Origin of the sequence: Coprococcus sp. AF16-5 (genome assembly GCF_003479365.1) — a bacterium.
GTDB classification, from domain to species: Bacteria; Bacillota; Clostridia; order Lachnospirales; family Lachnospiraceae; genus Coprococcus; species Coprococcus aceti.
On the sequence record NZ_QUGZ01000002.1, the window covers coordinates 635,921 to 661,342 of the forward strand.

18 protein-coding genes are annotated in these 25,422 nt (G+C 45.7%); 15 read left to right on the forward strand and 3 right to left on the reverse strand.

What is annotated here, in order from left to right; all coding sequences use genetic code 11:
- The first annotated feature begins 39 nt into the window (after window positions 1-39).
- From DWW70_RS07700 to hydE, 9 genes are all read left to right on the forward strand, one after another.
- Window positions 40-1,716 carry an AMP-binding protein gene (locus DWW70_RS07700; protein ID WP_015534572.1) on the forward strand — a complete coding sequence of 559 codons (1,677 nt, stop codon included), beginning with the start codon at window positions 40-42 and terminating at the stop codon, window positions 1,714-1,716.
- Window positions 1,717-1,738: 22 nt separating this feature from the next.
- Window positions 1,739-2,191 (forward strand): acyl-CoA thioesterase, encoded by a 453-nt coding sequence (locus DWW70_RS07705; RefSeq protein ID WP_015534573.1) that lies wholly within the window; start codon window positions 1,739-1,741, stop codon window positions 2,189-2,191.
- A 221-nt stretch (window positions 2,192-2,412) separates the two neighbouring features.
- A complete protein-coding gene (locus DWW70_RS07710) occupies window positions 2,413-5,424 on the forward strand; it encodes a bifunctional diguanylate cyclase/phosphodiesterase (protein WP_147360143.1) in 3,012 nt (1,003 codons plus the stop codon).
- Between the two features lie 846 nt (window positions 5,425-6,270).
- Window positions 6,271-8,259, forward strand: coding sequence for a fibronectin type III domain-containing protein (locus tag DWW70_RS07715; protein ID WP_118649588.1), 1,989 nt, complete (start codon window positions 6,271-6,273; stop codon window positions 8,257-8,259).
- 4 nt (window positions 8,260-8,263) lie between these two features.
- The gene (locus tag DWW70_RS07720) at window positions 8,264-9,217 is read left to right on the forward strand and encodes a DUF4430 domain-containing protein (protein WP_055147424.1); all 954 of its coding nucleotides are present in this window, start codon (window positions 8,264-8,266) and stop codon (window positions 9,215-9,217) included.
- Window positions 9,218-9,276: 59 nt separating this feature from the next.
- Window positions 9,277-10,158: an energy-coupling factor transporter transmembrane component T gene (locus DWW70_RS07725; RefSeq protein WP_243017693.1), complete on the forward strand. Its 882-nt coding sequence runs from the start codon at window positions 9,277-9,279 to the stop codon at window positions 10,156-10,158.
- A 13-nt stretch (window positions 10,159-10,171) separates the two neighbouring features.
- Window positions 10,172-13,009: an ATP-binding cassette domain-containing protein gene (locus DWW70_RS15155; protein WP_118649589.1), complete on the forward strand. Its 2,838-nt coding sequence runs from the start codon at window positions 10,172-10,174 to the stop codon at window positions 13,007-13,009.
- A gap of 31 nt (window positions 13,010-13,040) precedes the next feature.
- The gene (locus tag DWW70_RS07735; protein ID WP_055222243.1) at window positions 13,041-13,715 is read left to right on the forward strand and encodes a YkgJ family cysteine cluster protein; all 675 of its coding nucleotides are present in this window, start codon (window positions 13,041-13,043) and stop codon (window positions 13,713-13,715) included.
- Between the two features lie 103 nt (window positions 13,716-13,818).
- The gene (hydE, locus tag DWW70_RS07740) at window positions 13,819-14,907 is read left to right on the forward strand and encodes a [FeFe] hydrogenase H-cluster radical SAM maturase HydE (protein WP_055147430.1); all 1,089 of its coding nucleotides are present in this window, start codon (window positions 13,819-13,821) and stop codon (window positions 14,905-14,907) included.
- Window positions 14,908-14,945: 38 nt separating this feature from the next.
- Here hydE and DWW70_RS07745 read toward each other — a convergent pair whose 3' ends face one another.
- From DWW70_RS07745 to DWW70_RS07755, 3 genes are all read right to left on the reverse strand, one after another.
- A complete protein-coding gene (locus DWW70_RS07745; protein WP_015534577.1) occupies window positions 14,946-15,617 on the reverse strand; it encodes a YoaK family protein in 672 nt (223 codons plus the stop codon).
- Window positions 15,618-15,701: 84 nt separating this feature from the next.
- Window positions 15,702-17,069, reverse strand: coding sequence for a threonine/serine ThrE exporter family protein (locus tag DWW70_RS07750; RefSeq protein ID WP_118649590.1), 1,368 nt, complete (start codon window positions 17,067-17,069; stop codon window positions 15,702-15,704).
- Complete coding sequence (locus DWW70_RS07755; RefSeq protein ID WP_118649591.1) at window positions 17,056-17,817, reverse strand: DUF4866 domain-containing protein; 762 nt, start codon at window positions 17,815-17,817, stop codon at window positions 17,056-17,058. The genes DWW70_RS07750 and DWW70_RS07755 overlap by 14 nt, the downstream gene beginning before the upstream one ends.
- Window positions 17,818-18,020: 203 nt before the next feature.
- On the opposite strand from DWW70_RS07755, the gene DWW70_RS07760 reads away from it, so the two are divergent.
- The 6 genes from DWW70_RS07760 to DWW70_RS07785 all read left to right on the forward strand — a co-directional run bounded on the left by DWW70_RS07760 (window position 18,021) and on the right by DWW70_RS07785 (window position 25,367).
- The gene (locus DWW70_RS07760) at window positions 18,021-18,911 is read left to right on the forward strand and encodes a LysR family transcriptional regulator (protein WP_015534579.1); all 891 of its coding nucleotides are present in this window, start codon (window positions 18,021-18,023) and stop codon (window positions 18,909-18,911) included.
- Between the two features lie 4 nt (window positions 18,912-18,915).
- A complete protein-coding gene (locus tag DWW70_RS07765; RefSeq protein WP_055147439.1) occupies window positions 18,916-19,968 on the forward strand; it encodes a LysR family transcriptional regulator in 1,053 nt (350 codons plus the stop codon).
- A 225-nt stretch (window positions 19,969-20,193) separates the two neighbouring features.
- The gene (gene metE, locus DWW70_RS07770) at window positions 20,194-22,458 is read left to right on the forward strand and encodes a 5-methyltetrahydropteroyltriglutamate--homocysteine S-methyltransferase (RefSeq protein WP_118649592.1); all 2,265 of its coding nucleotides are present in this window, start codon (window positions 20,194-20,196) and stop codon (window positions 22,456-22,458) included.
- A gap of 109 nt (window positions 22,459-22,567) precedes the next feature.
- Window positions 22,568-23,131, forward strand: a complete 564-nt coding sequence (locus tag DWW70_RS07775; RefSeq protein WP_243017694.1) for a GNAT family N-acetyltransferase — start codon at window positions 22,568-22,570, stop codon at window positions 23,129-23,131.
- 174 nt (window positions 23,132-23,305) lie between these two features.
- On the forward strand, window positions 23,306-24,670 hold the full coding sequence (locus DWW70_RS07780; RefSeq protein WP_118649594.1) for an ATP-binding protein: 1,365 nt from the start codon (window positions 23,306-23,308) through the stop codon (window positions 24,668-24,670).
- A 52-nt stretch (window positions 24,671-24,722) separates the two neighbouring features.
- Window positions 24,723-25,367, forward strand: coding sequence for a phosphoribosylanthranilate isomerase (locus tag DWW70_RS07785; protein ID WP_118649595.1), 645 nt, complete (start codon window positions 24,723-24,725; stop codon window positions 25,365-25,367).
- Window positions 25,368-25,422: the final 55 nt, after the last annotated feature.

The following is a 25,422-nucleotide window of genomic DNA, read 5'->3' on the forward strand; positions in this document are numbered from 1 at the left end:
ATATATTATCAGAACTTATAGTTTATGGAGGAAATTAACATGTCAACAGAAATGAGACCAGAGCAGGGAATAGCAGGAAAGTTTGTGAGGTCAGCTCTTGATGAGAATGGAGTTCTCAGCAAGATTGAGTTCACCAACAGCGAGAATTTCAACTTCGCATACGACGTAATGGATGCTCTGGCAGAGAGGAAGCCTGATCAGACAGCGCTCATCTATGTATCAAAGGATAGAACGATCGAGAAGAAATTCACATTCCAGGATATCAAGGATTATTCCAACAGGGCAGCCAATTACTTCAAGAGCCTGGGCATCAGGAAGGGTGACAAGGTAATGCTCGTGTTAAAGAGACATTATCAGTATTGGTTCACCATGATGGCTCTCCACAAGATCGGTGCCATAGCTATACCGGCGACAAATATATTAAAGGCAACAGATTATCAGTATAGAATTGAGGCAGCAGGCGTATCAGCGGTTGTGTGTACATCAGATGACGGAATCACGGCGTCCATAGATACATTTGCTGATGACAAGCTGACAAAGATCGTTGTAAATCATCCAGTAGAAGGCTGGAACTTCTTCGATGAGGGAATCATGGAGTGCAGCACCGAGTTTCCAAGACCTACAGGCGAGGATGCTGTAGGAGGAAAGGATGATATACTGTTCGTCATGTTCACATCGGGAACAACAGAGCATCCAAAGATGGTTGCACACAATCATCTGTATCCACTTGGACATTACATCACAGCAAAATACTGGCACTGCAACAAACCTGGTGAGGTTCATCTCACAGTTTCAGATACAGGCTGGGGTAAGGCTCTCTGGGGCAAGCTCTACGGACAGTGGCTGTGCGAGGCATGCGTATTCGTATTTGACTTTGATACATTCAGTGCGGACACTATATTCAAGCTTATAGAGAAGTACAATATCTCAACATTCTGTGCACCTCCAACACTGTACAGAATCCTTATCCGTATGGATATGAGTAAGTACAACCTCTCATCCCTCAGATACTGTACAACAGCGGGTGAGGCACTTAACCCTGAGGTATTTGACGTATTCAAGGAGAAGACAGGATTCACTATATATGAAGGATTTGGTCAGACAGAGACGACTCTTACCATTGGTAACCTTGAGAATACTACTCCAAGACCGGGATCAATGGGTAAGGCAAGCCCAATGTATGACGTGAGGATCATGAAGGCAGACGGAACATTTGCTGCACCTGGTGAGACAGGTGAGATCGTCATCAACATCGCAGACGGTGCGCCGGACGGACTGTTCATGGAGTACTACAGGGATCCACAGAGAACAGCCGAGGTTATGCATGACGGCTTCTATCACACAGGTGATACGGCTTACCAGGATGAGGATGGATATTTCTGGTTCGTTGGACGTGTGGATGATATCATCAAGGTTGCAGGCTACAGAGTAGGACCTTTCGAGATAGAGAATGAGATCATGAGAATCCCTTATGTCCTTGAGTGTGCAGTTACATCAGTACCTGACAGCACAAGAGGTCAGGCAATAAAGGCCACTATAGTTCTCACAGAGGGTACAGTTGGCGATGAGAACCTCAAGAAGGAGCTCAAGAGATACTTTAAAGAGAACATCGCAAGCTACAAGAGACCTAGAGTTATCGAGTTCGTTGATGAGATGCCAAAGACCATCAGCGGCAAGGTAAGACGTGTTGAGATCAAGGAAAAGGACTGGAAGTAAGTCAGAAATCAGGTGAAGAAAAATGATAGATATGAGTAAGATCAAGCCATATGATAGATCGGTTTATTATTATGAGACGGACAGGATGCAGATAGTACACCACTCCAATTACATCAGATGGATCGAGGAGGCAAGGCTGGACTGGATGAAGCAGATAGGCTGGGATTACAAGTCTATAGAGGATGACGGATATATAATTCCTGTGCTTGGTGTGACGGCTGAGTATAAGAGTATGTGCCACTTCGGCGATGATGTGCTGATACATGTCAGTCTTTCGGAGTATACAGGTGTCCGTGTAGGGTTTTCATATGAGATCGTGGACAAGAAGACAGGCGAGCTTAGAACACTTTGCACAAGCTCACATTGTCTGCTGGATGGCAACAACAAGCTTGTGTTCATCAGAAAGGCATATCCTGAGCATGATAAGCTGTTTAAGGAGCTGCTTGAGGATTACAAGAAACGTCAGAGCAAATAAACAGAGCTGTTGTCTGGTGTATAAATAATTTAATATTGTATTAATTGATGGTTATTAATAGCTGGTAAAATTGTTTGTGTAACTTTTTTATCAGCTATTTTTATCTATTTAGACATGTAATTAGTTAAAACATCCTTTTTATATTATGGCGTAAATGCTATAATGGAAACGGTTGCGTGGGAATATATGGCAGGCTGGATGCTGCTGCAAGGAGGGATCTTTTGAAAGAAGTATCACTTGATAAACAATACTACAAAGAACATATACAGAACATATTATATGATAATTATGTGAAACTGGCGCTGGTCAACATTGATACTGGGGAGTATGTGAGTGTTATCAGTGTGGACAAGAATGCAGATAATTATAAAAGTACCTCTGACGTATCTTCCTATTTTAAGGATAACAAGGGACTGGACTGCTGTCATCCTGATGAAGTCAGAGAATTTGCATATATGTGTGATATGAAGCATGTCAAAGCACTCATAGAAGCCGGAGCCAGATCCATCGTGCGTAATTTCAGGTTTAGATTGAGACTTGGCGAGGACTATGAGTGGGTTTCCATGGATATAGAAGCTGAGAAAGAGCCGAGAGAGGACGGACAATGGGTTGTGTTCGGCATGAGGGCAGTCAGCCTTGACACCCTGGTGCTGGAGGATAGTCTCAGGACACTGACAAGGGTATACAGGCGTATATTCAGGATTGATGTGACGCACAATATTTGCGAGACATTGAGAGGCGGATATATAAGAAGCAGAGATGAGGTTAAGCATGACTGCCTTGGAGAGTATATGAAAGACATGACTATAGGCGGTGAGATATTCCCTGACGATGTGGACAGGGTAAGAAAGTGCCTGTCTCCTGAGTTTCTCATAAAATATTTTGCGAGTGGACATGACAGATTTACCATTAGATATAAGCGTAAAATGGATATGGTGTACAGATGGGTGATGACAGAGGTCATACCTACTGCTGACTATAGAGATGACAATAAGGTATTCTATCTTTATACGAGGGATATACATGAGGAGTATTCTGAGAGCATAGAGAAACAGGAGCTGTTGGAATTTTACAGTTACAAGGATACACTCACTCGTCTCGGCAATAGAAATGCATTTAACATTCTGTGCGACGCGTATGCAGACCGAAATGATAAGCGGTCGGTCGGATTCGTATTCAACGATGTGAACAAATTGAAGTACGTGAATGATCATTATGGACATAAAGAAGGAGATCTATATCTTCAGAGGGTATCGCAGATGTTGGCACAGCATTTTGGCGAAAATGCATGTTACAGGATAAGTGGCGATGAATTTGTTGTCATCATTATGGATATTGCTGAGCAGTCGTTTAACTCAATGATCGCCAGATATAAAGAGGTAATTGATGAGCAGGAGGAGGCTCCGGTTGCGTTCGGCGCAGTCTGGAAGGCTGAGGCTGATTCCATAGACAAGATAATGAACGAAGCCGAAAGACTGATGTATGAGGATAAGAAGAGATTCTATTCGAAGCATCCTGAGGTCAAGAGGCGCGAGAGCGTGGAGAATGAGGCAAATATAGCTGTAGGAACTACAAAGGATGGAGTCCCGCATTACAGGAATCTTGGAAAGACAGACAGGATATTTGATGCCCTTGCAGCTACAACACTCAGAAATTATATATTTATGGATGATCTCGATACGAATGTTACAAAATGGTCTGCAAGTGCGGTGGATTACTTTGGGCTTCCGGGGCAATACATATATGATACACAGAAAGTGTGGGAGAAGCTTATACATCCAGATGACAGAGCAATATTTGAACAGGATATTACAGAGGTATTTGCGGGGCGCAAAAAGTATCATGATGTAGAATATAGAATGAGAAACAAAAATGGTGAATATGTGGTCTGCACCTGCAGAGGTTTCATAACCAAGAAAGAAAATGGTGATCCGGAGTTCTTTGTGGGCACTGTCATAAACCACGGTGTCATAGATGGGGTTGATCCGGTGACTAACCTGCACAATCAGCATGAGTATACCAAGTATATATCAATACATTTGAGAAACAAGCAGATGATGAGCATTCTGGCAATAGGAATATCCATGTTCAACAGTATCAATATGATGTATGGATATGCATATGGCAATGCTGTTCTTAAGGATTTTGCCACAAAGCTCAAAAATGTCGTCGGTGGAAAGGGACTCGTGTTCAGACTTGACGGTGCAAAATTTGCGATTTGTTCAAACGTGTATACCAAACAGGAACTCAAAGAGGTATACAGACATGTACAGAATCTTGCACTTGACAATGTGGGTCTGAGCGGCACATCGATCCCGCTTAAATTGTACGGAGGTGGTCTGATATATGACCATGTAGGAGCCGATGAGGACGTGATAAAGAGCAGTGTGGAATATGCCCTGGAGAGATCCAAGGAGGATCATCATGGTGAACTTGTATTCTTCAATGAGGAGATCAAGGACAATGATAGAATGAGACTGCAGCTGTACAGCACAATACACAAATGTGTGGCAAACAACATGGAAGGCTTTTTCATGTGCTATCAGCCTATAGCAAATTCCGAGACGGGACACATAATAGGTATGGAGGCTCTTCTCAGATGGAAACACAAGGAATTTGGAGTGGTTCCACCGGGAATATTTATACCGTGGCTTGAGATGGAGCCGTGTTTCTTTGAACTTGGCAACTGGATAATAGAGCAGGCACTCACGGATGGTATGGAGATCCGCAAGATCAGACCTGATTTTGTGGTGAATGTCAATATATCAGCGACTCAGCTTGAGAATCATGGATTTAGGCAGGCTGTTGTGGATATATTAAAAAAGACGAAGTTCCCTCCTGAGTATTTGTGCATAGAGCTCACAGAGAGATGTAAGAATATGGATATAGCATTTCTGAAAAATGAGCTGGAATATTTCAGGAAACTTGGAATAAAGATCGCTATCGATGATTTTGGAACGGGAAATGCTACCCTAAATCTGCTCACGGAATTACCGATAGATGAGCTTAAGGTCGATATGTCATTTGTCAGGGGAATACAGGAGAGCAAGCCTAATCAGGTCCTTGTACAGGCGGTTGTGTCCTGTGCACATCAACTCGGATACAAGAGCTGCATTGAAGGTGTCGAGGACAAGGCACTGTTCGATTACCTTCATAGGTATGGTTCCACTTACTATCAGGGATATCATTTCTCCAGACCGGTTTGCCTGGAGGATTTTAAGAAATTGTTGTGAGGACGGACGAAGGCTGGCCCATTAGTGAGGGGGTACTGTGGTATCTTCAATCACGCTTGACTACTGTCGCTTCGATTTACTTCCATATACACTCGGTTCCAGCAGCGATAAGGGCGTTGCTGCTTACACCTCGGCAGGAAGCAGCGAAGCTTTGTAGTCCGCGCTACCGATTGCAGATATCACAGTACCCCCTCACCTACATTGGCCGGCCTTCTGACTTCATTGGTGCTATTGAGGTTTCGGGGCTGGGCGTCGGCGGATCTGCGCACCAGCAAGCACCATCGAAGCACAGACGTCTGCGCTACCGATTGTCGGATATATATATTACCAAGCGGGTCTTACGTTGTGTGAGGAAGGACATTTGCGTTATATGCGCTTCCAGCAGCGATAAGGGCGTTGCTGCTTACACCTCGGCAGGAAGCATCGAAGCTCGGTAGTCCGCGCTACCGATTGCAGATATCACAGTATCCCCTCTTCTGGGAATTGGTGTTATTTTAGGTGCTTTTTTGCGAAAAAGATAAAATTTTGTGCTCTTTGACTTGATTGCTTCAGGTTGACATAGAACATGAGCGTTGATAAGATTGGGGTAATTGTGACAATATAATATGTTGGGTGTATAGTCCCGGAGAATTCCGGCGAATGAGACATACCACACACATTGCGGACTGGGCGTATAAGGAAGCTTATGGTGCCTGGGAGGATGTTGTAAACGAGGTGTGCTCAGTAAGAAGAGAAGTGCGGTGAGAATCCGTCGCAACAGCCATTACTGTATGCAGAGCATAGACTCTGGCAAGTCAGATCGCTTGCTATATATCCATTCGGAATAATGTGAAAGGAGACACGATTATGAAGAGAAGAATTTTTGCTGTGTGTATGGCGATGTGCACGATGGCAATGGTTATGTTCACGGGAACAACAGGAAATGCTGTGAACGTGTATGCGGCGGCTGATGTAACGGATTCTACGATATATGCAGAGTCGGATGGTGTAACAGATTCTACGATATACACAGTGCCAGACGATATGACGAATCCAGCAGTATCTACAGCGACGAATGACGAGACGGATCCGGTGACAGGAACTGCGACAGAGGAAACTGCAGATGTGGCTGCAGTTGATTACACACAGGCCCTTGGCAATACTCTTGTATATCTGCGGAAGACTGCGGATGATCCACAGTATGAGGCTGAGTGGAATGTGATGACTCTTGCCAGATGCGGTTATGAGGATGAGGCATGGTATGGAAAATACTATGACAATATTGCGAAATATGTTCAGTCATGTGTTGAGGAGACAGGTTCTCTGAAGCTCGATAAAAAGCAGTATAAGGGTACGGATAATTCCAGGGTAATACTGGCCTTAACTGCGATTGGCGCTGATGCCACAGATGTTGGTGGATACAATCTGCTTGAGCCATTGGCCGATATGAATTATGTAACAACACAGGGAATCAATGGCCCGGTGTTTGCGTTGATTGCATTTGACACGGTAGGTTATGATATTCCGAAGCTTCCGGATGGAAGTGACGGTGTTCAGACGACAAGAGAAGGACTTGTTGAATATATCCTTGGACGGGAGCTTTCTAGCGGTGGTTGGGCATTTTCTGGTAGTAATGCTGACCCGGATATGACAGGTATGACAATTCAGGCACTTGCGCCGTATTACAAGTCTAACACAGAGGTTAAGACGGCGGTTGACAGGGCGCTTGATGTAATGTCGGGGCTGCAGAAGGCTGATGGTGGATTTGCTTCATGGGGAACTGTGAATTCTGAGAGCTGTGCGCAGGTGATATGTGGATTGCTTGATATAGGCAGGGATGCCGGAACAGATGAGGCATTTGTCAAAAATGGACATTCTGTGCTGGATGCTTTGATGGGATTCTATGTTGCGAGTGCCGGCGGGTTTGCCCATTATGTAAAACAGAATGGTGAACTGGCTGTAAATGGAATGGCTTCGCAGCAGGCTGGATATGCTCTGGCTGCCTATGACAGATTCAAAAAAGGAAAGAACACACTGTATGATATGTCTGATGCAAAGTCATTATATATCCGATCCGTGGCGACAGCGGATGTGAAACTCAGCACCAGCACGTATGTGTACGACGGCAAGGCCAAGAAGCCGGGCGTGACGGTGAAGATTGGTGACAGAGTGCTTAAGGATGGCGTGGATTACACCATTTCATATCAGAACAATGTCAATATTGGCAATTCGGCAAAGGTAGTGGTGACCGGCAAGGGAATATTCAAGGGCTCAGCCAGCAAGACATTTGTCATAAAGATGGCTGCGCCGGCTAAGACGAGTGTGTCGGCGGGTAATGGAGCAGCAGGCATAACAGTAAAGTGGAAGAAAGCGGCACGGGCTGACAGATATGTGGTGCTCAGAAAGGTTGGAAATGCAAAGAATTGGACGACTGTGGCCACCACAAAATCTCTGAGCTACACTGACCGGAAGGTCGCAAATGGCAAGAAATATATCTATGCAGTTAAGCCTGTTGGAAGTGGCGGGGAGGCTGCGTATACGACCCAGACAATATACAGGGTCAATCAGGAAAAGATAACAAAGATAAAGTCAACGGTGAAGAAAAAGTGCACTGTGACTTATAAAAAAAATGCGAGTGCTTCGGGTTACAGGGTGATGTATTCCACGGATAAGACATTTAAAAAGAATGTCAAGGTGTACAGGGCATCGGTAAACAAGAAGACAAATGTGACGTTGAGCGGACTCAAGGCGGGAAAGCGGTATTATGTCAGAGTTCAGGGATTCAAGAAGGTTGGAAAGACTTATTATTACGGAGCATGGAGCAAGACTGTAAACGTTGTGATCCGAAAGAAGTAGGCATATGGATAAGATCAAAGAATTTGTAAAAAAATATAAGAAACACATAAGCGGAGCTGTGATTGTTCTGCTGATCCTGGTGTGGGCTTTCTGGTATGGGGGGAATGCGCCGGGAGCCAGAGGCTTCAAGCTGGAAAAGACCGAAGAGGGACTCACAACTGAAGCTGTAGGCGGTGCGGAACTGACGGAGACAACGAAGAGTGCGACAGAGGAAAATACTGATGCAGGGAATGACAGGAAAAAGAAATCAGACAGTTCTGTAACCGATATCTCCTCAGAGACTCATTCGGATTCTGATACATCGGAAACAGAATATCAGACTTCCGCTGAGAGCACATCGGAGAATGTGACGGAGCGAAATTCTGAGACTACCACGGAGAAGAAGACGGAGGCTACTACAAAGAAGAATACCACCACGGAGTCTCAAAAAACAACGGAGAATAAGCCGGGGACCACGGCGACTACGGAAAAGCGGAAACCGGATAAGACAACTGCTGATTCTTCTGCCACGACAAAGGCAACCACAGAGAATACAACTGAGGCGCCGAAGAAAACCTACAGCTGCACTATATCAATAGGATGTTCCACAATATTTGACAATCTGGAACTGCTAAGACCGGAGAAAAAGGACTATGTGCCTGATGATGGCGTCATTCTGGGAACTGTGACAGCCACATTTGAAGAGGGGGACACAGTATTCGAAGTGCTTAAGTCGGTGTGCAGGGATTATGGTATACAGCTTGAATATTCATGGACACCTATGTACGGAAGCTATTATATAGAAGGAATTCACAATCTGTATGAATTTGACTGTGGTGATGGCTCAGGCTGGATGTACTCGGTAAATGGCTGGTTCCCGAATTATGGCTGTTCAAGCTATGAACTCAAGCAGGGAGATGTGATAAAATGGCTCTATACATGTGACCTGGGAGCAGATGTTGGATCCGAGATGCATTGACAGATTCGCTGAGACATGGGTACTGGACATAGTGATTGATAGGAGATAAAAATATAATTGTGAAAAGACAGGATTCATTTTCCACATATCACCCTATAGTCAATCTGGTATACTTTATATTCACTATAGGATATGCCCTGGCATTTACCCATCCGGTTTGCCTGGGCATGTCTTTTATAGGGGCATTTGTGTATTCGGTATTGCTTAGGGGATATGATGGCTTCAGGACTAATATAAAATATATGATCCCACTTATATTGCTGACGGCGCTCATCAACCCGGCGTTCAGCCATCAGGGAGTGACGATACTCACATATTTTCCGTCTGGAAATCCGTTGACATTGGAGTCTATAATGTATGGAATCATGGCTGCGTTTATGCTGGTGACAGTGATATGCTGGTTTTCGTGCTTTAACTGCGTTATATCATCGGACAAGATGGTGTATCTGTTCGGCAAGGCGGCGCCAGTGTTGTCACTGATACTTTCCATGACACTGAGGTTTATTCCGGACATATCAGGACAGTTTGGAAAGGTGTACAGAGCTCAGAGGGCATCTGGATACAAACCAAAAGGTTCGCATTTTGTGAGAATTAGAACGGGCTGCCATGTGTTTTCTGCCGTTGTAACCTGGGCTCTTGAACGGGCGCTTGTCACTGCAGACAGTATGAGATCAAGGGGATATGGACTTTCCGGAAGATCTGCATATTCACTGTATATATTTAGAAAAAGTGATACTAAAGCGCTTGCATTTATACTTGTGTGTGGATTGTATGTGCTGGCCGGCAGTGTGTGCGGAGGATTTGCGTTCTGGTATTATCCGTCTATAAGAGGAAGTATAAGTGGTACACTTACTGTAAGTATGTATGTAGTGTATGTATGTCTTATATGTGTTCCAGTATATATGCAGGCAAAAGAAAATTTTAAGATTCGCAAAATGTGACAAAGGAGAAGCGGTGAATATATTAGATATAAAAGAATTGACATTTGCATATCCCGATAGCAATGATGATTCGGGCGAGAGATACTTGCCTGATGCATTGAAAAATGTGACACTATCAGTGGGACAGGGGGAATTCGTGGTCATATTGGGAAGTTCCGGATGTGGAAAGACCACACTTCTTAGGCAGTTGAAGACAAGTATCGCTCCTCACGGAAGATCGTCCGGGAAGATAGAGTTCAAAGGAAGAAGCCTGGAGGAGATGGATGACCGGACATCAGCAAGGCAGATCGGATTTGTACAGCAGGATGTCGATGCACAGCTTGTCACTGATAAAGTGTGGCATGAGCTGGCATTTGGATTGGAGAGTCTGGGATACGATAATGGATATATCAGACGACGCGTTGCGGAGATGTGTTCATTCTTCGGATTATCCGGGATATTCCACAGGCGTGTCGCAGAGCTGTCTGGCGGACAGAAGCAGATGGTGAATCTTGCGTCGGTCATGGCTCTGTCTCCGGAGGTGCTGATACTGGATGAACCAACCAGCCAGCTCGATCCGATAGCTGCGAATGAATTCATAGCATGTCTTGTGAGAATCAACAGGGAGCTTGGCACGACCATCATCATGACTGAGCATAGGCTGGAGGAGGTGCTTCCGGTGTGCAGCAGAGCGGTGGTCATGGATGAAGGCACAGTGCTGTGTCAGGGAACTGTCAAGGAGGTAGCTGCCACCCTGAAAAATGAAGGACAGAGGTTAAAGGAAAAAGGTATAAACAGAAATGGATTGTATCTCTCCATGCCGGCGGCTGTCCAGGTGTATCTGGGGCTTGATGGCTCGGATGAATCTCCGGTGACCGTAGCGGAGGGGCGAAACTGGTTGTCACAGTTTGACAGTAAGTACAGGGAATCGGGGCATGAGGTTGCGCCTGGGTATGTGCTGGTGGATGAAGGGGATGCCAGGGAGGCAGATGGTCAGAAAACTGACCATGGTGCTGTAGAAACTACAAGAAAAATTGCGAATCGTCAGGACAAGTCCTGGGCAGTCAGGATAGATGAGGTTCACTTCAGATACGACAAGGGTTCGCAGGAAGTACTTCGCGGTCTGGATCTTGACATATACGATAATGAGATACTTATGATAAATGGAAGCAACGGATGCGGCAAGTCGACGTTGCTCTCCCTGATAGCGGGGGTAAATAAGCCGTACCGTGGAAGAATAAAGATAAAACAGGGTAAAAGTGTGGGCATGCTCCCACAGAACCCGGAGCTTCTTTTCACAAGACGTTCTGTACGGGAAGAACTGGTGGACGCAAGTGACAGAAAAAAGCTGGTGGACATAGTGAGGTTCTGTAAGTTGGAGCATTTGATGGACAGACATCCTTACGATTTGTCAGGAGGAGAGAAGCAGAGGCTGGCACTTGCAAAGGTGCTTCTGTATGATCCTGATATTCTGCTCATGGATGAGCCGACAAAGGGGCTTGATAATGGGTTTAAGGCAGAACTCAAGTGTATGCTCAGAGATCTGCAGCGACATGGCAAGACCATAGTGGTGGTGAGCCATGACGTGGAATTCTGCGCTGTGGCGGGAGACCGCATAGCTCTGTTGTTTGATGGGGAACTGGCTACAGTCAGCGGTGTTCAGGAATATCTGACAGGTAACAATTTCTTCACCACTGCGGCGGCAAGGATCTCCCAGGGGATACTTTGCGGTGCGGTTACTGTGACCGACATATTGAGGGCATATGGCGTTTCTGACAGCGAAGCCGGAGGGGAAGGCAGCTCTGGTGGTGACTCACGTGAGCCCAGATGTGAAGATGCAGATGTGGATGATGATAACAGGATTCCTGACGCTGAAATAACCAGAGATATTGTGCTGACGAAGGAGCGGGAGACGGACCCCCTGAAATGGTGGCAGATACTCACGATATCTGTCACGTCGGTGATCATCATATTCTGCTTCTGGCAGACTATGGTCCAGTCCAATCTGGCAGATCTTGTGCAGAGAGGGATGACCATCACGTCAAAGGGATGGAAATATCTGGCTATGTATGGAGTGATGATATGTGCCATAGCGGGGCTGCTCCTTGCTATAAGACCTGTCACCAGAAAGAAGAACGAGGATATCGTCATGGAAGCTGCCGGTCACAGATCCGTCAGGAGAACGATATTAAGTATAGTGGCTATGCTCGTTGTGATTCCACTTACGATATGGTTTGGATGCGAGAGACTTGGAGACAAAAAATATTATTTTATATCTCTGTTGATTATAATAGAGGCTATGATCCCGTTCTTCGTATCATTTGAGGGAAGAAAGCCCAAGGTAAGGGATATAGTCATATTGGCGGTTATGTGTGCTCTGGCCGTCACGGGCAGGGCGGCATTCTTCATGCTCCCAAACTTCAGCCCGACCATGGCCATAGTGATCATATCCGGAGTGGCATTTGGCTGCGAAGGAGGATTTGTGGTCGGCGCAATGTCCATGTTCGTGTCTAATTTTCTGATGGGGCAGGGCCCGTGGACTCCGTGGCAGATGTTTGCCATGGGACTGGTGGGGTTCATGGCGGGACTCTTCTTCTCCAAAAGCGGAGTGCGGACAAAGAACACGACAAAGCTTGGACTGTGCATATTCGGTGCACTTATCTGTATCCTGATATACGGCGGAATAATGAATCCGGCGTCGGTGATAATCTGGCAGCCGGCTGTGAACAGGAGCATGATCATAGCGTCATATGTGACGGGATTCCCATTTGACGTGGTGCATGGAACTGCAACGGTGATATTCCTGTGGCTACTGGCAAGACCATTTCTTGAGAAGCTTGACAGGGTGCGGATCAAGTATGGTGTTCTGTAGACAAATAATAAAATGATTGAGGATTACTGCTATGATAAGAAATGAGAAACTGGAAGATATCTCAGATGGAAGATTATACGATGCAAATGATATGGTGAAGGCGTACTGCGATGAGTGCAAGGGGTGCCATGCCTGCTGCACAGGGATGGGGAGTTCCATCATCCTTGATCCACTGGACGTGATGAGACTTTGTAAGGAGACCGGAAAGAACTTTACACAGCTGCTTGAAAAGGAGCTTGAGGTCAATGTGGTGGATGGTCTGGTGCTTCCAAATATAAGGATGACGGCGGATAAGTGCCCATTCTTAAACGATGATGGCAGATGCAGCATCCATAGCGCGAGACCTGGCTTTTGCAGACTCTTTCCACTTGGCAGATATTACACCGATGACGGATTCAGATACATCCTGCAGATACATGAGTGTGAGCGCGCGGGCAGGACTAAGGTCAAGGTGTCGAAATGGATAGATACAGAGGACTTGCCGCGGTACACGAAATATATAAATGACTGGCACAAGTTCCAGAAGGACATGCAGAGAAACCTGATCGAGTATATGCGCGCTGGCGAGGATGAGACAGCGAGAAATCAGACCATGCTGGTGCTGCAGGTTATGTATGTGGGAATGTATGATGCGGAGAAGGATTTCTATGATCAGTTTGATGCCAGACTTGCGCACATTAGGAGTCTGCTGTGTATGACGGAGTAGAAAGGGATGGAATGGAGTATCTGGATGTAACTTTGTTTACCTTGTATCGGAAATCACTTGATCATACAGAGTTATAAATGTAAAAACAGGGTATAGAGTTTATATGGGAAAAGTTAGAGATATCATAGATAAGACATTTGAATATGGACAGGGCAGAGGTGAACTGCCGGGAGTCAATGAGCTGGGTGAAGCTATAAGAATTTTGTCGGATTCAGAGAACCCTCAGAGCTCTCAGGATGATCTCTCTGACTTTGAGTATCTCAGAAGGAAGGCTTACGATCTGGCTCATCAGAGTTTTGGCAACAGGATATATATAAGAGGACTTATCGAGTTTACGAACATTTGCAAGAATGATTGCTACTACTGCGGTATCAGGAAGAGCAACAGCCATGTGGACAGATATCGTCTGACAATGGATCAGATTCTGGCTTGTGCCGATGAGGGATATGTGTTGGGATTTCGCACATTTGTGCTTCAGGGAGGCGAGGACGGAGGCTTTTCGGATGAGGCTATAGCTGACATAGTGAGGTGCATCAAGGAGAGATATCCGGACTGTGCTGTCACGCTGTCATTTGGCGAGCATCCATATGAGACTTACAGGCTGTGGCGGATGGCCGGGGCGGACAGATATCTTCTGAGACATGAGACCGCGGACAGGGTGCATTATGAAAGATTACACCCGGATTCGATGAGCTATGACAACAGAGTCAGATGTCTGTATAATCTTAAAAGTCTTGGGTATCAGGTGGGAAGCGGATTCATGGTGGGATCGCCGTATCAGACGCCGGTGAATCTGGCCGAGGATCTGCATTTCCTTGCGAAGCTGCAACCACAGATGATAGGAATCGGGCCGTATGTTCCTCACAAGGAGACGCCATTTGCGAAGATGAAGCAGGGAACGGTCAGGCAGACGTTGGTGATGATAAGCCTGCTGAGACTGATGTTCCCGAAGGCACTCATACCATCCACCACATCTCTCGGAACGATAGCGGCGGATGGCAGGGAGCGTGGGTTTATGCACGGTGCGAATGTGGTCATGCCGAATCTGTCTCCTGTGTCTGTCCGAAAGAAATACGAGCTCTACGACAACAAGATATGCACGGGGGAGGAATCAGCTCAGTGCCGCGGCTGCCTTGACAGGCGCGCAGAGGCGTTCGGATTCCAGATTGTTGTCGATAGAGGAGACTACTGATCTGCGTCTGCTCCTTGAGGACTCGCGTAAGCTCATTTTTACTCTCTCTCTTCCTTGATGAACATGAACAGGAAGCTTACGAACAACAGACAGCAGGAGAACCAGATAGTTCTCATGTCAAATATACGGATGAAGTGACCGCCCACAGCGGCACCGATTCCGAATAGCAGGATGATCGCCCAGTAGCACAGAGATTTGAACAGTGTGTTCCTGTCCTTTGTTCTGAAGTATGCACACAGGGCATCTGTGCCGCTTCGGATATTTCCAATGCACATGGTGCTGGCAAATGCGTAGCCATTGACCTTCCTGAATGCCTGAACCTGCATGGCACATGAAAATGAAACCATGGCATTTGCGAGAAGATTGAGTTTTATGGGAAGAAATCCCACGATAAGAAGCAGAAAAATCTCACACAATACAACGATCTGTCTCCAGTGAAACTGCTGCATATTCTGAAATTTCTGTTTTATACACTCGGCAGCAGCAATTCCAAGCGCAAAAAATAATAGAGGAACGGCATAGTGTACACACATTCTCCAGTTTCGGTCTACAAGATTCTGACCGAGAAGAACTATGTTGCCTGTCTGTGCATTTGCAAATACCTTTCCTCTGAATATATAGGTATATGCATCCTGCAGACCTCCTGATACTGACAGGAAGGCCGCGGTGATGAAAGATTCTGACATTTGTCTATGTGGATAAAACTTCATGGTTCATATACTCCTTGGTTGTAGATTTGACATTCAGGCGCTGATCCCATCTGGGGGACGGAGGTGCCTGTCCCCATTTGGGGATCAGGTGCAGTACCTGAAGGTTTTGTCCGTCAGGATCCTTGCAAATATCAGTCCAAGTGGCAGGGCTATGATGATCATGATGGCAGCCGCAAACCAGGACACGGCATCGGAAAGTGACATGATTCCAAAGTTGTATATTGCACGATAAAGATAAAGCCCTGGAACCATGATGACTATGGATGGGACTGTCAGTGAGATTCGCGGATAACCGTTGGTGCTTTTGATGAATGAAGCGAGCAGTCCGGCCGTGAGGGCTCCGGCAAATGCGGCGGCAGCTGCAGGGATGCCGGCAAGATCTACCAGTTCAAGACGGAGAGTGTTGGCTATGGCACCGATGGCAGCGGCTGTGGCGGCCATGTGTATGGAGCTGTTGAACATGATGGAGAATCCGAACACACCACAGAAGCTGGCAATCAATCTGAATACCAGATGAAGTCCTGGTGTTATGTCGAGTGCTACAAAATCCTGTGGGTGAAGCTTCAGCAGAAGCGCCATGATCCATGCGAACATCGTTGCCACAAGCACAATGATGATCGAGTATGTAAGTCTCTCAAGTCCGGATCTCAGATCCAGCTTTGCAAGGTCTATACCGCTGGTGATGAATGGAAATCCCGGTATGATGAACAGCATTGAGCAGATATATCCGGCTTCGTGGAAGGCGGGTATATGAAATGCCAGCTCGGCGGCCTTTAGCAGCAGTGCGTACACAAGACAAGCGGCTGACACGGATACAGCTATGTTCATATATAAAGTAAAATGGTGTTTGATAAGCTTTGTCCTTATGAGGTTTCCGATTCCGGCTGCGACAAATGCCAGCATCATTTCTACAGGCCCGCCGCCTAGAAGAAATGTGAAGGCACAGCAGGCGAGGGCAGAGGCAAGTCCGAGACGGAGAGGAGAGTACAAGGTATGTATTTTTTCTATTTCATCAAGTCTCTGATGGATTTCCTCACCGGTCAGATGCGCCTCTTCATTTGGAAAATTGTCAACAAACTGCTCCATTCTGTAGAGTTTTGAGGTGTTCACGCCTGTATTGGCGATGCACAGGGACTGTGATACACAGTCGTGACCGTCAAAACAGTTGAATTCTATGGACATGAGTCCGACATCGACGGTACATGTGACGCCCAGTTCCTTGGAAAGCCTGTTCATGGAAGTACGGACACGCCATGCACCTGTTCCGCATGAGAGCATGATAAGACCGACTCTGCCTATGACAGAAGCCTTTTCAATCAGACCTGCCTTGCATATGAGTACATTGCTGTCGGCACTGGCGTAGTCATGCCATGGGATCTCCATGTGATTTTTCTCCATAATGTCTATGTACGATTCTGCATTTGCGTTTTTTGCATTCTTACTTTTCCGCATATATGATCGCCTCGGCTTTCGCAACGTGTCTTTCCAGATTCTTCATGAGCAGTGAATCCGGCAGGAATATTCCAAGCTCGTCATATCGCATGCCTTGTTTGCCCAAAGTATCCTGACCGTAGAATACAAATGCCATGGGAAGATTCTTCTCCAGTTCAACCATGATATCCCACACAGCACAGTATGCCTCAGCTTCGGTCTCCTTGAGCTTTACCGTGTCCGGCAGCTCTCTGATGAGCAGGACTCCAGTGCACTCCTCAAGGATCTTCTGTTCGACTTCCATGTTGTCAGAAATGTATTCATGGCTGTATCTGTATGCCTTTGCAAGATACATATTCTCGTTGTGTGTCATATGTGTGTATATATCGTGAAAGTGCTGATAATCCTTTTCTCTTACAGAGTTTCTGTATTCAGGCAGAAGTTCGCCGTGCTCACCGGTCATGATGACAGGATTGGTCTTGCCATCGGCGTTGAAGCGATATGGGATGAGGTAGGAATTCCTTAGCAGATCGAACATGGTATTGTTGCAGATGGACATGAGGAATGCCGACATATCTCTGTCCAGATAAGCTGAGAGCAGTGATTTTGTAAATTCTTCCGGTGAAAGATTGCAGTCGAAGTCATCATTGCAGAACAGATAATTACAGAATGTGTCCATGAGCTTTTCACATGCCCAGGGATCCCTGAGGATTTTTTCAAATAATATTTCTGATTTTTCTTCCCTTGGGAAAATGGTCTTTTCTTCCATAGATATGCGCATCCTTTCATATGATAAATGCTGTCTTGTCATTTAAATCTGGTTAGATTATACTATTGGAGTAGCAATAAGTGAAAATCATAATTGATATGACAGTAATAACAAAATGATATGCTGGGGATGCTGCATGGAAAATAATTTTAAGAAAGGGAGTATAGCAGACATGTAATATAGTCTGTGGCTAACAATAGATTATGAACGTTAATTTCGAGTATTATAAGATATTTTATTATGTTGCGAGATATCATAACTTTACCAAAGCCGCAAAGGTTCTTGGAAACAGTCAGCCAAATGTGACCAGGGCGATGAACTGCCTGGAGCAGCAGCTTGGAAGGATACTATTTGTCAGGACAAACAGGGGTGTACAGCTCACAAGAGACGGGGAACAGCTCTATTCATATGTGGAGGCTGCAATGTCACAGCTTCTGACGGCGGAGGATGAGCTGGCAGATGGTGAGAATCTCACTCACGGAAGTATAACGATAGGTGTCAGTGAGACGGCGTTAAATATATATCTGCTGGACAGACTGCGGGCATTTCACATGGCGTATCCGGGTATAAATCTCAAGATATACAACCATTCTACACCTCAGGCTGTGGATGAAGTGAAGAATGGAAGTATAGACTTTGCAGTAGTTACAACTCCGGCTGATGTGGAGGCTCCTCTCAAGAAGATCGTGCTGCAGTCATATCGTGAGATACTTATCGGCGGAACGACATTTTCTTCACTTAAAAAGCAAAAACTGTCCATTGCGGAGATGAGGAACTATCCTATGATCTGTCTAGGCAGGGAGACTATGACATTCAGATTCTACGACAGAATATTCAGGGAGCATGGCGTGGAGCTTGCGCCGGACACGGAGGCGGCCACCACGGATCAGATACTGCCACTTGTGAAGTGTGAGCTTGGACTTGCATTTATACCGGAACTGATGGCGAGGGAGGCAGTAAAGAACAAAGAGGTTGTAAAACTTTCACTTGAGGAAAAGCTTCCGGACAGGAATGTATGTCTTGTGTATGACTGCTTGCACCCGCTGAATGAGGCAGCAAAGCAGTTCAAGAAAATAATAGTAGAAAGCAGGTGAGAATATGACACTTCAGCAGCTTAGATATGTGGTGATGGTTGCGGATACGGGCACGATCACCGAGGCAGCGAACCGGTTGTATATATCCCAGCCAAGCCTGACAAATGCCATCCATGAGCTGGAAAAAGAGATGGGGATAAATATATTCAACAGGTCAAATAAGGGAATAAGTCCGTCCATAGAGGGCGAGGTCTTCCTCGGCTATGCGAGACAGGTGCTTGAGCAGGCGAAGGTCCTTGAGGACAAATACAAGGGGGACGATGGCGGCAAGAAGAGCTTCTGCGTGTCCACCCAGCATTATTCATTTGCGGTAAATGCATTTGTTGACCTGATAAAGAGGTATGGACAGGACGAATATGATTTCAGCATAAGGGAGACACAGACCTATGAGATCATAGATGATGTCGCCAGGATGAGAAGCGAGATCGGAATATTGTTCATGAATGACTTCAATGAGAAGGTGCTGAACAAGATCCTCCGGGCAAATGACCTGGAATTTCATGAGCTGTTTGTGGCAAAGCCTCACGTGTTCATAAGCAGAAAGCATCCACTGGCGAAGAACGATATCATAACAAATGAAGAGCTGGAGGCGTATCCATACCTGTCATTTGAGCAGGGAGAGCACAACTCTTTTTACTTCTCGGAGGAAATATTCTCTACGACGGAGCGAAAGAAGAATATAAGAGTCAGGGACAGAGCGACACTGTTCAATCTGCTTATAGGCCTGAATGGATATACTGTGTGCAGCGGTGTCATAGATGAAAAGCTGAACGGCAAGGACATTATATCGGTGCCGCTGGCAGATGAGAGCGATATGAGGATTGGCTATATCGTCCACAGAAAGGCGATCCTCAGCAGACTTGGAAATACCTATCTCGGTGCGTTGGCAAATTATCTCACGGCTGGCAGTGACGAGCCGGAGGATTCAGTAAAAATTCCTCAGAGAAAGCTCCAGCGCAGAGGGCGCTTCAATGAGATGAGGGATGACGGAGAGCCTGCCTGTGGAGATGTGACGGAGAAGGCTGCGGAACATATGAGAAGGGTTAAAGCCACATAGCTGACATAGAATACAAGATATAAATATAGCGCGGATATAGCGTAAAACTATATTCACGCTATATTTTTATGTATTATACAAGTGAGGGATGTCTTTATATAATGTGGAGCAGACGCATGAAAGGCGCTTCGCACGGCGTCTGCGTACTTCGCAAGGAATCTCCCGCAAGCGGGTCCTCCTTACGAAAATTTGTGGAGCAGACGCATGAAATTACAGGAGGATATGATGAAGACATCGGTTATAGGATTTCCAAGGGTGGGAACATTAAGAGAGTTAAAATTTGCATCTGAAAAATATTTCAGACATGAGATAACGGCGCAGGAGCTTACAGGAATTGCAGCGGATCTCAGACACAGACACTGGATGACACAGGTGGCAGCAGGGATAGGCTTTATTCCATGCAACGACTTTTCATTTTACGATATCGTGCTTGACACAGCAGTTCTTCTCGGAATCGTGCCAAAGAGATATAGAGAGCTAAATGTCTCAAAGCTCGACACGTACTTTGCCATGGCAAGGGGGTATCAGGGAGAATCCGGGGATGTGAAGGCTCTTGCGATGAAGAAGTGGTTTAACACAAACTATCATTACATAGTTCCGGAGATAGAGGATGACACAGTGATAAGCCTTGACTGCGAGAAACTTACAGGTGAATACGAGGAGGCCAAGGAGCTGGGGATCAAGACAAAGCCTGTGGTTATAGGACCGTACACAATGCTTAAGCTCTGCAGATATGTGGGATCAAAGAATGCAGAAGACTTTGCTGATGATGTGGCAGAGGCTTACAGACAGCTCATCGCCGAGTGTGATGAAGAGAATGTGGAGTGGCTGCAATTTGATGAACCATCATTGGTGAGAGATATGGATGACGATGATAAGGCACTTTTCCACAGGGTGTATGACAGGGTATTTGCAGATCGTGCAGACTGTAAGATACTTCTCCAGACATACTTCGGTGATGTGAGGGATGTGTATGAAGATATCATAAATATGCCATTTGCCGGAATAGGCCTTGATTTTATAGAGGGCAAACAGACCGGTCAGCTTATAGACGGATACGGCTTCCCTGGGGATAAGGTACTTTTTGCCGGCCTGGTAAATGGCAAAAATATATGGAGAAATCATTACGACAAGACTCTCAAGGTAGTAGGACAGCTCCGCGATAAGAAGATAGATGTGGTTCTGTCTACATCATGCTCACTGCTTCATGTGCCATACACACTTAAGCAAGAGACGAAGCTGTCACAGGACTATCTGAGGTTCTTTGCATTTGCGGAGGAGAAACTTACTGAACTCTCGGAGCTTGCGACACTTGCTGAGAGTTATAACTATACAGAGCTTGAGGCATACCACAAGAATCAGGAGTTATTTGCGGGAACAAGAGACTGCAACAGCGACGAGGTGAGACAGAGGCTTGCGGCAGTGACTGAGGCAGATTATGCAAGACTTCCGAAGAGAAGCGAGAGGCAGGCACTTCAGAAGAAGGAATTTGGGCTTCCTGAGCTTCCGACAACCACTATAGGTTCATTCCCACAGACTAAGGATGTGAAGTCACAGAGAGCACAGCTCAGAAAGGGAGAGATATCTGAGCAGGAATATGTGGACTTTGTAAAGGGAAAGATAAAGGAATGTGTAAAGTGGCAGGAGGACATCGGACTGGATGTGCTAGTGCATGGCGAGTATGAACGAAATGACATGGTTGAATATTTCGGTGAGGCACTTGGCGGATTCCTGTTCACTGAGAAAGCATGGGTACAGTCATATGGAACGAGATGCGTAAAGCCGCCTGTGATATGGGGTGACGTATACCGCAAAAAGCCGATCACGGTTGATTGGTCTGTATATGCGCAGTCGCTCACAGACAAGATCATGAAGGGAATGTTGACCGGTCCGGTGACGATACTCAACTGGTCATTCCCAAGGGAGGATATATCAATCAAGGAATCTATATCACAGATAGCGCTTGCGATCAGAGATGAGGTGCTGGATCTGGAGGCGCATGGAATAAAGATGATACAGATAGATGAGGCTGCACTCAGAGAAAAGCTTCCACTCAGAAAATCTGATTGGTATACGGAGTACCTTGATTTTGCGATACCTGCATTCCGTCTGACACACAGCGGTGTGAAGGCTGAGACACAGATACACACACATATGTGCTACAGTGAATTTACGGATATCATACCTGCCATAGATGATATGGACGCGGATGTGATCACATTTGAGGCGTCAAGATCCGATCTGCAGATCCTGGATTCTCTCAGGGAGAACAACTTTGAGACAGAGGTGGGACCTGGCGTATATGATATTCACTCTCCAAGAGTTCCGTCGGTGGCAGAGATCGTGAAGGCGGTAAATGTCATGCTCACGAAGATAGGCAGGGATAAGCTCTGGATCAATCCGGACTGCGGTCTTAAGACCAGAGGTGTGCCTGAGACTGACGCCAGCCTCAGAAATATGGTTGAGGCTGCCAGACAGGTAAGAAAATAATATATAAAATGCTTGACAAATTCACATAAATATTACGCAAGTCAGTCATAATGATGATCTGGTTATACGGCTGGAGAAAGAGGATGAATACCGGGAAGTCGAGAATCTGGTGCGGGACAGTTTCTGGAATGTGTATCGTCCCGGCTGCCTGGAACACTATGTGCTCAATCAGCTGAGAAATGACAGTGCATTTGTCCCGGAACTGGATTTTGTAATGCTGTTAAATGGAGAACTCATCGGCCAGAATATGTTTATGAGAGCAGAAATAACTGCGGATGACGGAAGCAGTGTTCCAATTATGACGATGGGCCCTATATGCATAAAGAATGAACTTAAGCGTAAGGGCTATGGAAAGATACTGCTGGATTATTCGTTGCAGAAGGCTGCAGGACTTGGCTGCGGAGCACTATGTTTTGAGGGGAATATTGATTTCTATGGCAAGAGCGGATTCAGACCGGCAAGTGGGTTTGGCATTCGCTATCATGGACTTGATGAGGGGGAGGATGCATCGTTTTTCCTCTGCAAGGAGCTGATTCCCGGATATCTTGATGGAGTCACGGGTGAGTACGTTCCGCCAGAAGGATATTTCGTGGACGAAAAGGCTGTGGAAGAATTTGACAGCCAGTTTCCATATAAAGAGAAAAAGACACTGCCCGGACAGATATTTTCATAAGGAGGACCCGCCGTAAAATAAAAGAAAATTGTTACTAAAGCTCGCAAAGTTGCATAATCTGCCGAAAAAAGGTTGGAAAAGTTGCAAAAATCACCGCGAAAAGGTTGGAAAAGTTGCAAAAAATTGATATCATAGGGATAGAAAAGTTGCAAATGCAGTATGTGGGGTGATTTTATGCTGGAAAGATCGGCAAAAAAATATATAGATTCATGGATTCAGAGCGGCAGAGACGCTTTGCTCATAACGGGAGCGAGACAGATTGGTAAGACATATCTTATAAAAGAATGCCTCAGGGAAAGTGGAGTGCCATATGTGGAATTGAATTTTATTGACCAGCCGGAGCTTGCCACATTGTTTGGCGGTGCCAGAGATGCAAAGGATCTGCTTATGAGACTTAGTCTGGTGACAAAACAGCCTCTTGAGAAAGGCCGTACGATCATATTTCTGGATGAGGTGCAGGAGTTTAAAGATATAGTGACAAGAGTGAAGTTTCTGGTGGAAGATGGAAGCTACAGGTATATCATGAGCGGTTCGCTTTTGGGCGTAGAGCTGAATGATCTCAGATCTGCGCCGGTTGGATATCTGCGTGTATGTGATATGTATCCGATGGATCTGCACGAATTTATGGTTTCTGTTGGTGTGAATCAGAATGTGATCGACACACTGAAGGAATGCTTTACGCAGAGGCTGCCTGTTGATTCGTTTGTACATGAAAAAATGCTTGATGTATTTAATCTGTATCTTATCGTGGGCGGAATGCCGGAGGCGGTCAATACCTATGTGGAGACAAATGATCTTGCGAAGGTAGCGGAGGTACATGAAAAGATAGTTAAATTGTACAAGAGTGATTTTACAAAGTATGAGACAAGGTACAAGCTGAAACTGCAGGAGATATATGATGTTATGCCGGGACAGCTTGATCAGAAAAATAAACGATTCCAGATCAATAGTATAGGTAAAGGCCTCAGTTATGATAGGGTTGCAAATGATTTTCTGTGGCTTAAGGATGCTGGGGTTGCGATACCGGTCTACAATATAAGTGAGCCGAAACTTCCGCTTGTGATCAGTGAGAATAGGAATCTCTTTAAACTATTTTTCTCCGATGTAGGGCTGCTGACAAGTAGGTATTCGGATCAGGTGAAAATGGCGATACTGAATAAAGAAAAGTCTATAAACAATGGTGCGCTATTTGAAAATGTGGTTTCCCAGGAACTACTCAGCAAAGGTCATAAAGAATATTATTTTAACAGCAAAAAGCAGGGTGAGCTTGATTTTGTAATAGAACTGAATGGTAAAGTAGTTCCACTGGAGATAAAATCGGGTAAGGATTACAAACGACACTCTGCGCTGTGCAATGTCTTGGCTGATGAAAATTACGGAATAGAATATGCATATGTTTTTTCGGAGGGAAATGTAGAGGTCAGCGGCAAAAAAGTATATTTTCCGATATATATGACAATGTTTCTGGAAAACGAAAAGATGGCTGATACGGTATATAAACTCGACCTATCAGGGTTGACGTTCGATAAGGATATGTAGCATCAGTTTTCGCCTGTTGGCGAGCCGATGTTAAAAAAATAGGAGAGACAGCATGAAGATAAAGATGTGCGGAATCACGACCCCGGCCGATGTGGCCGCGGTGAATGAAGTGAGACCTGATTATATAGGAATGGTGATGTATTTCCCGAAATCAAAGAGAAATGTCAGTGCGGAGACTGCGCGCAGGTTGCTTGAAGAACTGAGGAAAGATGTGAAGAAGGTTGCAGTGGTGGTATCCCCGGATGCGGAGCAGATAGCGGAGATAGGTGAGCTGGGATTTGATGTGATACAGATTCATGGACAGACCAGCGATGAGCTTATAGAGAGTGCGCATTTGCCTGTGTGGAAGGCGTTCAATGTGAAGGATATGGATATGTACCCACATTATCAAAGCCTTTCGAATGTTGCAGGTTATGTGTTCGATGCCGGTGAACCTGGAAGTGGCAAGACATTTGACTGGAACAGTTTGACGGATATCGACAGAGATGGAAGGCTGTTTGTGCTTGCCGGAGGTCTCACGCCGGACAATGTGCGGCGGGCGATAGAGCAGGTGCATCCTGACGTAGTCGATGTGTCATCTGGCATAGAGTACGATGTGGTAGGTGGCGTCCAAAAATCGGGCAAGGATCCGGAGAAGATGCGCCGGATGAAGAGGAATACCGCTGCTTGGCAGATTTCGGGTAAATCTGATAATTGATTCTCGCTAATCACAGTCAAAATGGTGAAAAAGATACAAAATTGTATCTAAATAC

Excerpts from the sequence above, each read along its gene's own strand:
- DWW70_RS07750 (WP_118649590.1), bottom strand. The coding sequence starts at position 17,069 with ATGCGGAAAAGTAAGAATGCAAAAAACGCAAATGCAGAATCGTACATA.
- DWW70_RS07760 (WP_015534579.1), top strand. The coding sequence starts at position 18,021 with ATGAACGTTAATTTCGAGTATTATAAGATATTTTATTATGTTGCGAGA.
- hydE (WP_055147430.1), top strand. The coding sequence starts at position 13,819 with ATGGGAAAAGTTAGAGATATCATAGATAAGACATTTGAATATGGACAG.
- DWW70_RS07785 (WP_118649595.1), top strand. The coding sequence starts at position 24,723 with ATGAAGATAAAGATGTGCGGAATCACGACCCCGGCCGATGTGGCCGCG.
- DWW70_RS07745 (WP_015534577.1), bottom strand. The coding sequence starts at position 15,617 with ATGAAGTTTTATCCACATAGACAAATGTCAGAATCTTTCATCACCGCG.
- DWW70_RS07705 (WP_015534573.1), top strand. The coding sequence starts at position 1,739 with ATGATAGATATGAGTAAGATCAAGCCATATGATAGATCGGTTTATTAT.
- metE (WP_118649592.1), top strand. The coding sequence starts at position 20,194 with ATGAAGACATCGGTTATAGGATTTCCAAGGGTGGGAACATTAAGAGAG.
- DWW70_RS07715 (WP_118649588.1), top strand. The coding sequence starts at position 6,271 with ATGAAGAGAAGAATTTTTGCTGTGTGTATGGCGATGTGCACGATGGCA.
- DWW70_RS07780 (WP_118649594.1), top strand. The coding sequence starts at position 23,306 with ATGCTGGAAAGATCGGCAAAAAAATATATAGATTCATGGATTCAGAGC.
- DWW70_RS07765 (WP_055147439.1), top strand. The coding sequence starts at position 18,916 with ATGACACTTCAGCAGCTTAGATATGTGGTGATGGTTGCGGATACGGGC.
- DWW70_RS07720 (WP_055147424.1), top strand. The coding sequence starts at position 8,264 with ATGGATAAGATCAAAGAATTTGTAAAAAAATATAAGAAACACATAAGC.
- DWW70_RS07755 (WP_118649591.1), bottom strand. The coding sequence starts at position 17,817 with ATGGAAGAAAAGACCATTTTCCCAAGGGAAGAAAAATCAGAAATATTA.
- DWW70_RS07700 (WP_015534572.1), top strand. The coding sequence starts at position 40 with ATGTCAACAGAAATGAGACCAGAGCAGGGAATAGCAGGAAAGTTTGTG.
- DWW70_RS07735 (WP_055222243.1), top strand. The coding sequence starts at position 13,041 with ATGATAAGAAATGAGAAACTGGAAGATATCTCAGATGGAAGATTATAC.